12 protein-coding genes are annotated in these 12,362 nt (G+C 70.7%); 4 read left to right on the plus strand and 8 right to left on the minus strand.

Annotation, left to right across the window (positions count from 1 at the left end; translation table 11 throughout):
• Nucleotides 1-61: 61 nt before the first annotated feature.
• The 3 genes from ACFV0G_RS05640 to ACFV0G_RS05650 form a co-directional block, all read right to left on the minus strand.
• Complete coding sequence (locus ACFV0G_RS05640; RefSeq protein WP_380542093.1) at nt 62-1,825, minus strand: FAD-dependent oxidoreductase; 1,764 nt, start codon at nt 1,823-1,825, stop codon at nt 62-64.
• Between the two features lie 22 nt (nt 1,826-1,847).
• Nucleotides 1,848-3,824, minus strand: a complete 1,977-nt coding sequence (locus ACFV0G_RS05645; protein ID WP_380542095.1) for a maleylacetate reductase and hydroxyquinol 1,2-dioxygenase domain-containing protein — start codon at nt 3,822-3,824, stop codon at nt 1,848-1,850.
• Between the two features lie 339 nt (nt 3,825-4,163).
• A complete protein-coding gene (locus ACFV0G_RS05650; RefSeq protein WP_380542098.1) occupies nt 4,164-5,036 on the minus strand; it encodes a helix-turn-helix domain-containing protein in 873 nt (290 codons plus the stop codon).
• A gap of 387 nt (nt 5,037-5,423) precedes the next feature.
• Here ACFV0G_RS05650 and ACFV0G_RS05655 point away from each other — a divergent pair, with 387 nt between their 5' ends.
• On the plus strand, nt 5,424-6,092 hold the full coding sequence (locus tag ACFV0G_RS05655) for a DedA family protein (protein ID WP_380542101.1): 669 nt from the start codon (nt 5,424-5,426) through the stop codon (nt 6,090-6,092).
• Nucleotides 6,093-6,129: 37 nt separating this feature from the next.
• Here ACFV0G_RS05655 and ACFV0G_RS05660 read toward each other — a convergent pair whose 3' ends face one another.
• The 3 genes from ACFV0G_RS05660 to ACFV0G_RS05670 all read right to left on the minus strand — a co-directional run bounded on the left by ACFV0G_RS05660 (nt 6,130) and on the right by ACFV0G_RS05670 (nt 8,384).
• Entirely contained in the window at nt 6,130-6,687 is a 558-nt protein-coding gene (locus ACFV0G_RS05660; protein WP_380542104.1) for a TetR family transcriptional regulator C-terminal domain-containing protein, read from the minus strand.
• 287 nt (nt 6,688-6,974) lie between these two features.
• Nucleotides 6,975-7,733 carry a LuxR C-terminal-related transcriptional regulator gene (locus ACFV0G_RS05665; RefSeq protein ID WP_380542107.1) on the minus strand — a complete coding sequence of 253 codons (759 nt, stop codon included), beginning with the start codon at nt 7,731-7,733 and terminating at the stop codon, nt 6,975-6,977.
• A gap of 156 nt (nt 7,734-7,889) precedes the next feature.
• A complete protein-coding gene (locus ACFV0G_RS05670; RefSeq protein ID WP_380542110.1) occupies nt 7,890-8,384 on the minus strand; it encodes a PaaI family thioesterase in 495 nt (164 codons plus the stop codon).
• 89 nt (nt 8,385-8,473) lie between these two features.
• Here ACFV0G_RS05670 and ACFV0G_RS05675 point away from each other — a divergent pair, with 89 nt between their 5' ends.
• Nucleotides 8,474-8,941 carry a winged helix-turn-helix transcriptional regulator gene (locus ACFV0G_RS05675; protein ID WP_380542113.1) on the plus strand — a complete coding sequence of 156 codons (468 nt, stop codon included), beginning with the start codon at nt 8,474-8,476 and terminating at the stop codon, nt 8,939-8,941.
• 487 nt (nt 8,942-9,428) lie between these two features.
• Here the strand turns inward: ACFV0G_RS05675 and ACFV0G_RS05680 are convergent, their stop codons facing one another.
• Together ACFV0G_RS05680 and ACFV0G_RS05685 are read right to left on the minus strand one after the other, a co-directional pair.
• Nucleotides 9,429-9,956 carry a DUF302 domain-containing protein gene (locus tag ACFV0G_RS05680; protein ID WP_380542116.1) on the minus strand — a complete coding sequence of 176 codons (528 nt, stop codon included), beginning with the start codon at nt 9,954-9,956 and terminating at the stop codon, nt 9,429-9,431.
• Nucleotides 9,953-10,711 carry a hypothetical protein gene (locus ACFV0G_RS05685; RefSeq protein WP_380542119.1) on the minus strand — a complete coding sequence of 253 codons (759 nt, stop codon included), beginning with the start codon at nt 10,709-10,711 and terminating at the stop codon, nt 9,953-9,955. The genes ACFV0G_RS05680 and ACFV0G_RS05685 overlap by 4 nt, the downstream gene beginning before the upstream one ends.
• 476 nt (nt 10,712-11,187) lie before the next feature.
• Here ACFV0G_RS05685 and ACFV0G_RS05690 point away from each other — a divergent pair, with 476 nt between their 5' ends.
• On the plus strand, nt 11,188-11,613 hold the full coding sequence (locus ACFV0G_RS05690) for a hypothetical protein (protein WP_380542122.1): 426 nt from the start codon (nt 11,188-11,190) through the stop codon (nt 11,611-11,613).
• Nucleotides 11,614-11,710: 97 nt separating this feature from the next.
• Nucleotides 11,711-12,362: hypothetical protein (locus ACFV0G_RS05695; protein WP_380542125.1), on the plus strand; the 652-nt coding region annotated here is incomplete at its 3' end.

A 12,362-nucleotide genomic window follows, 5' to 3' on the forward strand; every position in this document is an offset into this window, starting at 1 on the left:
CATGGTGATCCGCCTTGCCGTGCCGTCGCCGCCGCGTTTGCGCGACGGCAGCGCCGTACATTCAGCGCTGAAGCACCCTGCGCAGCGCTCCGAGCAGTTCCCCGCGTGCCGACTCCCGGCCCTCGGGCGCGTTCGTACGGCGCCAGGCCACGTAGCCGTCCGGACGGACGAGCAGCGCCCCGTCGTCGGCGATCTCCGAGATCCGGCTCCAGTCCCCGTAGGCGTCCCGGCTGTCCGGCGCGCCGATGCAGACGATGTTCAGGGGCACCCCGAGCTCGTCGCGGCAGGCGGCTGCGGCCTCCTCCCACGAGCCTCCGGACAGGCCGGTGACCACGGTGAAGGCGCCCTTGCCCACGACGTCCAGGGTGGACATCCGCTGCCCTCGGTCGTCGACGAGCCAGGCGTGCGGCAGCTTCGCCCCGGGCCGGGTGGTCGGCTGGTGGAACAGTTCGGGGTCCTGCCGCCACTCCTCGGCGGGGGCACCGTCGTCCAGCACCGCGCCGGAGGCGTAGCGCTGGTTCGTCTCGACCCCGTGCGCGTTGAACTCGTAGTTCTTCAACCGGACGGCCTGCTCGAGGGCGTTCCGGCGCTTGGCGCCGTCGGCCGTCCGGGCGCGCACACCCGCCAGGCCCGCGAGGATCCCGGCCTCGTCGGTCCCCGCGTCCACCCCGAGCGCCTCGAAGATCGGGGCGAACTGGTCGCGGCTGAGGTTGGCCCGCTCCACGATCTGCCTGCCGACCGGCACCCGCTCGGCCCCGTAGCTGTCCAGCAGGCCCGGACCGGCCTCACCGCGGATGACCATCGCGAGCTTCCAGGCAAGGTTGTAGGAGTCCTGGATCGAGGTGTTGGAGCCGAGCCCGTTGGACGGCGGGTGCCGGTGCACGGCGTCGCCCGCGCAGAACACCCGGCCGCTGGAGTACGTGGTGGCGTGGCTGTGGTTGACGGTCCACAGCGAGGTGGAGACGATCTCGACGTCGATGTCCTCGTCGCCGACGAGGTCACGCACGATCTTGCGGGCCGCTGCCTCGTCCACCTGCGGGGGCGCCTGCTCGATGTCGTAACCCCACACCAGCAGCCACTCGTTCCAGGGGCGGACCATGCGCACCAGGCCCATCCCGATGCCGCCGGTCTCCGCGCCCGGCTGCATCACCCAGTACAGGACGCTCGGGCGGTGTGCCACGAAGCGGGAGAGGTCGGCCTTGAAGACGATGTTCATGCTTCCGGCCTTGCCCATCTGCCCGTCGATGGGCAGACCTATCTGCTCGGCGACGCTGCTCCGGCTGCCGTCGGCACCGATCAGATAGCGGGCCCGGACGGTGAATTCGTCTCCCCTGACCCGGTCCCGCAGCACGGCGGTGACGCCCCGCTCGTCCTGGGTCAGGCTGAGGAACTCGGTGTCGAAGCGGATCTTGGCGCCGCGGGCCGCGGCGTTGTTCACCAGGATCGGTTCGAGGAAGGTCTGCGGCAGGTCGATCATCGTGCACGGGCTCGCCGCGCCGTACTCGGTCGCCGAGCCGGGCCCCGTCCCCCAGCTGCGGATCCTGCCGATCTCCTGCCCGGCGAGCGCCGTGCACAGGACGGTGTCGCCCATGAGCTCCGACGGGGTGCCTGCGGCAAGCGCCTCGGACTCCACCCCGATGTCGCGCAGCACCTCCATGGTGCGCTGGTTGGTGATGTGCGCCCGTGGTGTGTTGGCCAGCCAGCCGTACTTGGTCACCAGCAGGGTGCGAATGCCGTAGGTGGCCAGCAGGAGGGCGGCGGATCCGCCCGCGGGGCCGCTTCCGACGACGATGACGTCGGTGTCGTAGGTGTCGGTGAGTGCCATGGGAGCTGCTCCTGGTCCTCTGTCAGCCGGCAATGGGGGCGATGCGGAAGGTGTAGTCGAGTCGGCGCCACTCACCGTCGGTGATGCGGCCGTCCGGGGTCGGGCCGTGCTGCGGCGCGAACTCGACGATCAGGTCGTCCTTGACGCCGAACACGGTGTCGCCGTCCAGGTACTCGCCACCGGCGACGAAGAGCTGGGTCACCAGTCGGCGGTGACCGGGCGCTGTGATCATGAAGTGGACGTGCGGCGCGCGGTAGGGGTGCCGTCCGGCCGCGTCGAGCATCCGGCCCACCGGGCCGTCGTCGGGGATCGGGTACTTCGAGGGGAGGATGGACCAGAAGGTCAGCCTGCCGTCCTCGTCGCTGCGCAGCCGGGCCCGCAGCACCGGGTGGTCCAGGTCGGGCAGTTGCACGTCGTAGAAGCCGTTCGTGTCCGCCTGCCACACGTCCACCACGGCGCCGGCCACGGGGGCGCCGTCGGTGTCGGTGATCAGGATGTCCGCCCACAGCGGAGTGCCGTCCAGGCCTTCCGCGATGTCGCGTCCGTGCGCGGTCTCCGGGGGGCCCTCGACGTAGAACGGCCCGAGGACCGCCGACGACGTGGTGCCGGGTGCACGCGAGTTGGTCATCAGGTCCACGACGCTGGAGATACCCAGGGTGTCCGACAACAGGACGAACTCCTGCCGGGTCGGACTGCAGATCTGTCCGGTGCGGGTGAGGAAGTCGATGGCGTGCTGCCACTCGGACTCGGTGACGTCGTTGCTCGTCAGGAAGTCGTGCAGATGCCTCACGAGACTGCCGAGCAGCTGCCGCACGCGCGGGTCCGGTGACGCGTCGAAGCTGGCGACCACCTGGTCGGTGAGCCGGCGCAGCTTCGGGTCGTCGTCCCCCGCCGTGCGCGGCGCACCGGCGGGCGCGCCTTCGGCAGTTCCTCCTGCTGCTGTCGCCGGGCGGCGTCCGTTCCAGGCGTCGCGGAGCAGGCCCTCGATGCCCTGCGCGGTCAGCTCGCGGGGGTTGGGGTACGGCGCGGCGACGGCTGCCTCGGCGGCACTGGCCAGGTCCGACTCGGACATGCCGAGTTCGCGCAGCGAGGTGGGTCCACCCAGCGACTCGATCAGGTCGAACACCCCGGTGGGGGCGTCGTCCACGCCGAGGGCGGCAGCGAGCCGGCTCATGGCGGACCGCGCTGCCGGTGCGTTGTAGGCCATCGCGTGGGGCAGCACCACGGTGTGCGTCTGGGCGTGCGGAAGGTCGAAACTGCCGCCGAGGGTGTGACACAGCTTGTGGTGCAGGCCCATGCCCACCGACGCCAGGCAGACACCGGCCGCCCAGGCTGCGTGCAACAGGTCAGCGCGCGCTTCCAGGTCCAACGGGTCGGCCGCGAGGGCGGGGAGCGCCCGGGCGATCCCGGAGACGGCGTCGAGCGCCAGCCGGTCGATGACCGGGTTCGCGTCAGCGGAGTACACCGCCTCGACCGCGTGCGCGAGCGCGTTGATGCCGCTCGTGACGGACATCTCCAGCGGCAGGCTCAGAGTGAAGTCGACGTCGTAGATCACTGTTTCGGGCAGGATCGCCGGGGACGACTGCGTGACCTTGCGGCCGTCGCGGGTCTCGCCCAGCACGGGGGTCACCTCGGAGCCGGCGTAGGTGGTGGGCAGGACCACCTGCGGCAGGTCCGTGCGAAGGGCCAGCGCCTTGGACAGGCCCGTCGTGGAGCCGCCCCCGACGGCCACCAGGCAGTCGGCCGCAGACTGCTCCAGGACCTCCAGGGCCTGTGCGGTCACCTCCACCGGGGTGTGCATCGCCGCACCGTCGAACTCTGCCACCCGGAGATCACCGAGTGCCTCGCGGACGCGTGTGCAGGCATCCGTCGGCATCGGGCCGGACACCAGCAGCACGCGCGAGCAGCCGAGTCGTTCGACCTCGTCGCGCAGCCGCTCCACGGTGCCGGATCCGAAGACCACCCGGGAGGGGAGGGCGGTGTAGACAGAAGTCCTCATTGCATTCCGCCTTAGCTTCTCGGTCGTTCGCATCGGTCCCTTGCTCAGCAAGTATTGGCGGCTCAGGCCGGTTTCGGCCTGCACGTTCGACGCGACCTTCCTGCACGAAAGACGCGTCGCCGCCGGCACGCTCGGCCGTGCAGCGCGGAACGCGCGGATGCGGCCGTGCCACCCCGGGGGAGGCAGAAAGGGGACGGATCCGGGCAGCGTCCGGCCCTCGGGTCGCCGAGGGCTGGAGGGGGGGTCGTTCCACACGGGCCGGCGCCCGGAAGGTCCGGCAGCGTCACGGGCGCCGTACTCGAGTCCCGGTCCGCCCGAGGGCGGAGCCGGGTACCGGTCTCACCCGGCGCGGCGGACGGCGGCAGGGGTGGTGCCCAGCTTGGCCCGCATCACCCGGGTCAGGTGCTCCTGATGGGAGAACCCGCAGCTGAGGGCCACCTCGGTGATGTCGGATGCTCCTGTGCGCAGCAGGCGACACGCCTGTTCCAGGCGCAGCCGGAGCAGGTACTGGTGCGGGGACTCGCCCGTGCTGGCCCTGAACTGCCGGGTGAACTGACTGATGCTGAGTGAGGCCGCCGCGGCGAGGCTCGCGATCGGCAGGGATTCCGCGAGCCGCTGCTCCATGAGTTCCCGCACCGAGGACAGTTGGCGAGCGGACAGCCCGGTCGGGGGCACGGTTGCTTCCGGGCCGGCCCCGGACCGGCTCCGGTGGGCGAGCTGCGCGGCGAGCATGGTCGTCAGGTGGTCGGCGTAGGTGCGCGCGGACGGCTCCCACCGCCGTATCACGCCCGCCAGCTTCAGAAGGAGCTGCTCGATGAGCGGATCCGCGGCCCCGACCTCCCCCACAGGCTCGACCGGGAGGCCGTCGTTGGCCTGCGCCAGGGCCTCGTCGGTGAGGTAGGCGTGGATCGTGTCGAGCCGTCCTCCGAGCTCCACCGTCAGATCCTGACCTGCCGGGTGGATGAAGAGGCCTCCGCGGGGGACCGCGCGGGACAGCCGTGACCGTCCTTCGCCGCGGCTCACCGTGACCGGACCGGTCAGGTGAAGGATCAGCAGGTGGGTCGGAGCAGCGTCGAGCCGGGCGCTGTACGGCCGCTCTTCCTGACTGGACACGTAGAGGTCCTGCCATCCCAGTCCGGAACTGTCCTGCCGCAGGAACACCCCCTGCTGCCGCAGAATCCCGCTCGTATCGACCAGGCCGAGCTCTGACATCCTGGCGACCTCCTACGAACGTGGTCCGGGCCGGCTGGGCCGGCTGGGCCGGCTGGGCTCCGACCGTCTGCCGTGGCCCACGGCAGGTACAGGCCCCAACGTCGAGCGGGGCCGAATCCATGCCCGCGGCAAGGCAGGAGGCGTGCGGGACGAGCCCGCCCCGTGGAGTGAGCGCCGGGTCGGGATCGTCCTCGCCGTCGCGGTTCGTCGGGCCGTTTCCGCCGGACACCGACTACCCTGAGATGACCGGTCGTTTTACCCGGGGCGCATCCGCGGCCGAGGGAGGCCGGCAGGCAGTGACCGGTCGCTTCAACCAATGCGGGTCGGACGGGTACTGCAGCCGTTCACGAGGCTCCCCGGCGACCCGCTCAGCGAAGGACGGTGGCCATGCCTGCGGTGACCGACTGGCTCCACGGCCTGTCCGGCCCGGTCATCTACACCGTGATCGCGGTGTTGGTGTTCTGTGAGGACGCGGCCTTCATCGGATTTCTCCTGCCCGGTGAGACCGCCGTCGAATTCGGCGGCCTCCTGGCCCACCACGGCAGGATCTCCCTCTGGCTGCTGTGCACGGTGGTCGTGGCCGCCGCGATCGCCGGCGACAGCGTGGGCTACGAGATCGGCCGCCGGTTCGGTCCGGGGATCCTGAACCTGCGCCCGCTCCGCCGCCACCGGGCGCGCGTCGAGAGAGCCGAGCGCCTGGTCCGGCGCCGGGGTCCCGCTGCGGTCTTCCTGGGGCGCTTCATCGCCTTCTTCCGGGCCGTGATGCCCGCCCTCGCCGGCATCTCCCGCATGCCGTACCGGCGCTTCCTGCTGTCCAACGCGGTCGGCGGCCTGATCTCCGGCGTCGGCTACGTCCTGCTCGGCTACTACGCGGGCGACGCCTACAGCAGGGCAGAGGGTCGGGTCGGACACGCGGCGGCAATCGCGATCACGGTCGCGGTGGTGGTCGGCCTGCTCGTGTGGCACTTCCGCGGACGGCGCACACCCGGCCCCCGGACCGCCGGCGCCGGACACCGCGAGGCACCCGACCCGACGGCCCCGCGCAGCGACGGCTGACCTGCGCGCCCGCGGCAGATCGCGCCGACGGCCCGGTTCAGGGGGCGGTCAGCGAATCGAACACGGCGAAGAAGTCGTCCAGCGGTGCACTGCTGCGAGCCACCTTCGCCTGCAGAGCAGCCCCTTCCCAGGCACTCACGAGGAAACGCGCCAGCACGGCGCTGTCCACCTCGGTCGCGAGCGCTCCGGCCGCACGGGCCTCGTCCAGCGCAGAGCCGAGAAGGGACTCCCAGTGCTCGAGCCGGTCGCCGACTTCCTCCCGGACCGCCGGGCTCTGGGTGGACAGCTCCGCCCCGAAGTTCCCGAACATGCAGCCCCGGGCGTAGTCGAACCGCTCCAGATCTCCGGTCAGACGGGCGAAGTGTGCACGGATGCGCTCGACCGGAGCGATCGACTCGTCGGCGAGCATCTGCATCTGGCGCGAGTCGGCGTAGCGGCGCATCACCTCGACAGCCATGGACTCCTTGCTGTCGAAGTGGTTGTAGAAGGAACCCTTGGGCGTGCCGGCGGCATCGGTGATGTCCTTGATGCCACTCCCGTTGAACCCGTGTTCGTGGAAGCGATCATAAGCAGCGTCGATCAACTGCTCGCGCATGCTGGGCCTGGGCATGGTACACACTCCTTCTTTCCCATTCAATATGTCCAGTCGTCTTCCTTTTGTCAAACGACCAGCACACCTCCGGCCACCACGCGCGTCGCGGCCGGGCACGGAGCGTGGCCGCTCACGGCGGTCGGCGAAGGCCCGGCCGGCCATGCCGGGCGTCATCGCGGTGACCGCCGCCGACCCCGTTGCGGCCGCCCTTCCTCGCTGGGCCGGTGCTCTTCCGAGGACGTCCACCGTCGTGGTCCCGCCACCGAGCCGCCCTGCCGCTCGGCATCCGCTCAGCCGTGGGCCGCGACGAGCGTCGGGGGGCTTCCCTCGTCCAGCGCGGACGGGGCACAGGCCGGCGGATCGTCCAGCCGGCCGAGCTTGCACGCCTGCCGGGCCAGCTGCATCCGGCTCCGCGCGTTGGCGCGGCGCATCAACTCCTGCAGACGCCGCTGCACGGTGCGCGGGCCGATCTGCAGACGGTGGGCGATCGCCGTGTCGCTCGCGCCGCCGACCAGCAACGACAGCAGCTGACGCTCGTCCTCGGCGAGCGAACCCTGGGCAGAGTCGGCCTCGAGTCGCAGCGACGTCGCGCGGTCCCAGTGGCACTCGAAGAGCGCGATGAGTGCGATCAGCAGGCTGGTGCCCTGGACGAGAGCGGCAGTCGGTTCACCGGTGGCCTCGTCGCCGAGCGGGCACAGCGCCGTCGACCGGTCGATGACGGCGAGGCGTATCGGCACCTGCGGGACGGACCGCGCCTGCTCGCCCGCCCGGACTCGCTCCGCCATGCCGGCCGGCCCGCCGGGCTCGTCCAACCGCGTGGCCTCGTAGATCACCCGGTGGCCCACACCGCGCGCCAACGCCTGGAGCTCCTCGACGTTCTGCGTGTCCGTCATGGCGACGGGCTGCTCGCGGCAGAAGAGCAGCACCTCCTCGCGGGCGGCCCACTGCAGGCTCCGAGCCTGCTCCCGGATGGCCTCAGCCCCCGTGAAGACCTCGATCAGTCGCGCGGCATCCCGCCGCCGCATGTTGCTCCGGTGCTGCTCCGACAACTGCGCCACCGCCGCGCGGGCGCGCTCCAGCCCGGGTCTGCCCCTGGGCGAGCAGCGGGCCCGACGTGGCGGCGGGAGGATTCGCAAGGTAGTCGTCGCCGATGCGGCTGACGATGCGCTTGGCCAACAACGCCTGGAGCAACGGCTCCACCCGCGTCAGCGCGGCGGCACCGGGATGAGCATGCAGCTGCTCGTGGCGTGGGCGAGCAGCCGGTCCTCGGAGTCGAGGAGTTCGGCCTGGGCCAGCGCGGTCCGCCGCCCGCGGGAGAGCACGGTGCCGACCGCGCGCACCTTGCCGGTGTCGGCAGTGATCGGGCGAAGGAACTTCACGTTCAGATCGAGCGAGGTGTAGCCCATGGCGTCGGGGAGAGTGGACTGGACCGCGCACCCCGCGGCCGAGTCGAGCATGGTCGCGTACACGCCACCATGGACGCTGCCGATGGGGTTGTAGTGCTCCTCCCCCGGCTCCATCACGAATACCGCCCGGCCGAAGTCGACTTGCTCCAGCGCGAATCCGAGGGTGGCCGTGATCGGAGGCGACGGAATCTCCCCGGCGAGCATGCGCCGGAGGAACTCGAGCCCGGTCTCCCGGCCGACGGCCTTCGCGGAGATCCGCGGGTCCTGCCACGTGTAGGTCCGTGATCTGGTCATGTCGCATTCCTCTTCGGCTGACTTCGTCATTGAAAGCTAGCCAGCCACAGATCTGGCTGTCAATATCAGAGCCAGCCTAGGATGGGCCCATGACATGGCTGGAGACGAGTACCGAGAACTGCACCGTCCAGCGGGCGGTCGACCTGTTCGGCGACCGGTGGTCACTGCTGGTGCTGCGTGACGCGATGAACGGGGTGCGCCGCTTCGAGGACTTCCGCCGTCATGTCGGACTCTCCGAGGCGGTTCTCTCCGACCGCCTGCGGAAGCTCGTGGCGGCCGGGATCCTGACCACGGTCCCCTACCGGGAGCCCGGCAGTCGGACCCGTCACGAGTACCGGCTGACCGAGAAGGGCTGGGACCTGTGGCCGGTGATCATCGCCCTCAAGCAGTGGGGGGACCGCTGGGCCGCGGACCCGGACGGCCCGCCGTTGGACGTCCGGCACCGTGACTGCGGTGCGCCGGTCGAGGCGGTCGTCCGCTGCACCGCCGGCCACGGGCCCCTCGCCCCGCGAGAGGCCCGCGCCCGCACCACCGCCGCGGCCCTGCCCCTGGCGTGACCGCGCGGCGGACCGCCCACGACAACGGTGCCCGTCGACCCGTTCCGCGGAGGCACCGACGGAAGGCTCCGACGGGCCCGAGGTCGAGCCGGCCGGTCGCCGCGGGGCTGTCGGGCCCTGCGGCTCCCGTCGCCCAGCGGGACGGGCCGTCGGCCTGCCCGGGCGAGGGACCGTCCGGACGGCGGCGGCCGCCGGCGAACCGATCGCGGTGCAGGAGCAGGAAGCCGTGGGCCGAGTCGGGACAGATCGTGATCTCCGAGTCGCGGCGCAGCAACTCCAGGAGCTGGTCGCCACGGGCGCCCTCACGAAGGGGGCAGGGCGACGACCGGGCCATCCGCCGGCCGGCAGGCCGCATTGACGTCGCATCACGGACCGCCCGGGACGCCCAGGACGCGTTGCGAGCGGGGCGTGCGTTGCGAGCGGGGCGCGCAGAAACAGCACACGACGATCCGATCGAGGCCCCGACCGGGACGTCCAAGGCGGAGGCTCAGGCGCTGGGAGGCGCGTCCCCCAACTGGGGAGGGGCGTCACCGCCGAGGCGAGTGATCAGCTCCGCCAGAAGGACATCGAACTCGCGGCCGACCTCGGCGATGTGCGGATCGTCGTAGCCTGCGAGCAACAGGCTGGGCTGGTCGACGGCGAGTTTGGTGTCACCGTCGGGATCCGCGTAGAGCACGATCGGCAGTGGCGCGTGCAGCATGGCCGACGGGTCGTAGTGGAACATGCGCTCGGCGATGGTGTGGTTGCCCATGAAGTACTGGGTGGCCTTCCACAGGGATGTCGAGCCGGCCATGAGGGCGGTGAGGTCGCTGCGGTAGTAGCGCATGAACCCCTGCGGGGCATTGATCTCGGCGAGCTCCTGCACGGCGTGCCAGGAGGCCATCTGGTAGAAGCGGTGGAGATCGGCCTCGGGGACGAGTGTCTCGTACTCCTCGATCGTCTCGTCGTAGAGACGCGGGAGCGCCACGACGAGCCGACGCGCGGAGTGGTCGATGAACCTGCTGTCCGTGGTCATGGCCGCGCCCGTTCCTCGTCGGAGCGGACGAGCTCGACACCGTGGATGTCCACCGTGATGGAGGGGAAGTTGAGATTGACGGTGTTGTCGGGGTTGCGGCGGAACATGCGCCGGCGCGTGGGCACGAGCAGCCCGTCGAAGTTCTTGTGGTGGCCGGTGTAGTGGCCCACCAGATAGCTGTTGTTGACCTCGGTCTGGTAGTCCATGCGGCGCTGCCTGCCGAAGGCGTCGAAGTAGAACACCTGGTTGGGGCTGTGGGTGGCGATCTCGCGTGGGAACCGCACCTGCAGCCGCCGCCAGGTCTGCCCGGCCTCGTGCCACGGCTCGATCTCGTGGACCTGCACGCCTGGATAGGTGAACACGAACGGGGTGGTGCAGTAGTTCCAGATCGCGTAGCCCAGGAAGTAGCCGAGATGGGGAGCGTCCCAGGGGGTGCTGCGCAGCATCCCCTTGAAGGCGGCGCGGGCGGGGGCCAGGGTCTCTACCGGTTCGCCGTCGAGCGTCTGCACGGTGACGCTGTCGGAGGGTCCGTCGAAAACCATCTGCCAGTCAGGGCGGGTGAACGGGGTGAACACGATGTGCTGCCTGGACGTGTCGGCTGTCGCGATCTGGTCGAACGACGTGCCCTGCGGCCAGCCCTTCATCCCCCAGACCGGGCCGTCGATGGAGAGATCGACCTTCAGGCCGCGCACGGTGTCCCAGAGTTCTTGACCACCTGCGGTGGCGATTGCCAGATCGAGAAGTTCAGCACTCATGGGCTGGATCCTTCCGGAGCAATGCTTATTCACCAGTCTGTGAGCGGCGCGGGGGGCGGGCAACTCAGCCGACCCCACGGTCACCACCTTCGCATCCCCGCAACGGGGCCGGTGCGGCCGTGAGCGACAGGCCTGCCGCGGAGCACGGCACCGCCCCGGTCGCCGTCGACGGCCCGCCTCCGCCAGCACCCCGCCGCTGGCAGTCGCCCGCGACGCCGGGTACCGTGCCGCCCGCCTGCCCGACCTGACGACGCACGCCCGTCCGACCGCCACCACCTCGCCTCCCACGCCGGACTCGCCCCTGCGAGCCGGAGCTCCGGGCCCTCCGGCCGCGGCGGGCAAACCCTCCGACGGGGCCGCTTGACAAATCTAAGATGACCGGTCATATTTAAAAGTGTCGTTCGCCGGCTCCCGCATCGCGGACCGAGCCGGATTGCTCCGGCAAGAACCCTCCCTTTCGATCAAAGGAGCAGGTCATGACAGTCCTGCGCTTCCGGCTCAACTCCTCGCTCACTCCCTCGGAGGTGATGGGCGTGCTGACCGACTTCAGCCCCGCTCGCGCCGAGAACTGGCCCACGATCGACGCCGAGCACTTCACCGTCCACGAACTCGGCGACACCTGGGCAGAGGTCACCGAGGGCACGGCCTCCGCCTGGGAGCGCGCCCGCTACGAGTGGGACCCCACGGGGAACACGGTCACCATCACCACGCTCAACTCGAAGGTCTTCGGGCCGGGTGGCGGCTGGGTGTTCAGGATGACCCCCCAGGACGACGGCACCCGCGTGGACGTCGAACTCACCAGACACCCCCACACGATCAAGGGCAGGATCGTGGGCGCGGTGCTCCCCTTCGCCGGCTCCGTGTTCCGCAAGTCGTTCAACGAGCCCCTGAAGGGCAAGTAATCGCCCGCGTTCGGCCGTGACGGTTCGCCAGTGAGGACGGGCTTCGGTCTTGACTGACGAACCGTCCGGCCCGGACCGGCAGTCGGGAGGAAACGCCATGAGTACGCTTCTCAGCGAGGTTCTCGAAGCCCACGGCGGCCTGGACCGCTGGCACCGGCTCAGCTCCGTACGCGCAACGCTCGTGAGCGGAGGCGATCTGTTCGCCGTCAAGGGACTGCCGCAGGATCCGGTTCCCCGCGAGATGACGGTGCGGCTGCACGAAGAGGTCGCCTCGGTGGCCCCGTTCGGCGCCCCCGACCAGAGGACGCACTTCACCCCCGGCCGCATCGCGATCGAGAGGACCGACGGCAGCCTCGTGGCCGAACGCGAAGAGCCGCGCGGAGCCTTCGACGGCCACCTCCTGGAGACGCCGTGGGACCCTCTGGACCGGGCGTACTTCAACGGCTACGCCCTCTGGACGTACCTCACCACGCCGTTCCTGCTCGCGATGCCCGGCTTCGAGGTCGAGGAGATCGAGCCCTGGCGGGAGGGCGGCCAGAAGTGGCCCGGGCTCCGCGCCACCTTCCCCGCCTCGGTGGCCAGTCACAGCACCCTTCAGGACTTCTACTTCGGCCCCGACCGGCTGCTGCGCCGCCACGACTACCACGTCGACATTGCCGGGGGGGTGGCCCCAGCCCCACCCAGCGAACCAAACCATCACTGGGGGGGGAGAGCGGGGTCACACACGCAGCGGGGGGGAGGCCCCCACC

This window comes from Kitasatospora sp. NPDC059571, from assembly GCF_042735675.1.
In the GTDB taxonomy this organism is placed as follows: Bacteria; Actinomycetota; Actinomycetes; order Streptomycetales; family Streptomycetaceae; genus Kitasatospora.